At 37.3% G+C, this 1119-nt stretch carries 2 protein-coding genes (1 of these 2 only partly in view); both read right to left on the bottom strand.

All coding sequences use genetic code 11. From position 1 onward, the window contains the following. Positions 1 to 479: the start of a pantetheine-phosphate adenylyltransferase gene (coaD, locus tag AWW78_RS07765; RefSeq protein ID WP_082359564.1), read on the bottom strand. Its footprint begins 1225 nt before the window's first position; only the first 479 of its 1704 coding nucleotides appear in the window; it begins with the start codon at positions 477 to 479; the stop codon falls past the left edge of the window. 6 nt (positions 480 to 485) lie between these two features. Next, positions 486 to 1040, bottom strand: coding sequence for a 16S rRNA (guanine(966)-N(2))-methyltransferase RsmD (rsmD, locus tag AWW78_RS07755; protein WP_047134804.1), 555 nt, complete (start codon positions 1038 to 1040; stop codon positions 486 to 488). Positions 1041 to 1119: the final 79 nt, after the last annotated feature.

The following is a 1119-nucleotide window of genomic DNA, read 5'->3' as shown; positions in this document are numbered from 1 at the left end:
TTTTGTTTAAACTTCTCCTTAAGCATTTTCTCAACTATCTTCGGAACGAAGTTGCTAACATCTCCACCAAATGAAGCTATCTCTCGAACTATCGTCGAATTTAAATATGTGTATTTCTCGTGGGGAACAAGAAAGACGGTTGTTATATCACATATCTTTCTGTTCATCAGAGCCATCTGAAATTCATACTCAAAGTCTGAAACTGCACGTAACCCCCTTATTATAGCAACCGCATTTTTCATCTTTGCGTAATCAACAAGAAGACCGTCAAAACTATCAACTTCAACATTATCAAAATTTTTCACAACTTCTTTAATCATTTTGATTCTCTCTTCAACTGTAAAGAGTGGTGTTTTGGCGACATTCTTTGCGACGGTGACTATAACTTTATCAAATAATCTTGACGCACGCTCTATCACATCGATATGTCCATTCGTTATCGGATCAAATGTCCCTGGGTAAATTGCAATTCTTTTCACCTTTCATCACTCCTTATATTTAAAAATTGTGAATGCAGTCTTCCCAAACGCTCTCCTTGTTTCAACCTCAAAAGGTGTCGTTTCAGATGTGAAAACAATACCCGAATCGTGCTCAAGTGAAAAGAATCCAATCTCGCTCAACAACTTCTTTTCCCAAATTTTGTGAACAAGTTTATCAATATGGGGATACATATAGGGGGGATCTGCAAAGATAAGGTCAAATTTCTCATTGGTATATTCGATGAAATTTAAAGCGTCGTCATTAACTACAAAAACTTTTTCAGAGCAACCGAGCATTTGCGCATTCTCTTTTATCATCCTCAAAGCTCCACGATGATTGTCAACGAAAATAACCTTTTCAGCTCCTCTACTCAGCGCCTCAAAACCAAGTGCACCAGTTCCAGCGAATAAATCAAGAACTAAAAGGTTTTCAAAATTAATCCTACTTGCGAGAACATTAAAAAGTGCTTCCTTCACCCTATCAGAAGTTGGTCTTATATCGTTTCCCTTAGCAAGCTTCAACAAACGCCCTTTATATTTCCCAGTAATTATTCTGACCATAACATCCTGAAAGCTAAACCTATATTCGGTGCATAGACAGGTGCCAATTTTGGGTCAACCTTTACATCAAGAAACAAAG

The sequence above is a fragment of the Candidatus Kryptonium thompsonii genome (assembly GCF_001535985.1).
Classification (GTDB): Bacteria; Bacteroidota; Ignavibacteria; order Kryptoniales; family Kryptoniaceae; genus Kryptonium; species Kryptonium thompsonii.
Note: the sequence above shows the minus strand (reverse complement) of the source record. Positions and strands in the feature narration are given on the sequence as shown.

Coding starts and splice junctions, on each gene's coding strand:
- rsmD (WP_047134804.1), bottom strand. CDS start 1,040: ATGGTCAGAATAATTACTGGGAAATATAAAGGGCGTTTGTTGAAGCTT.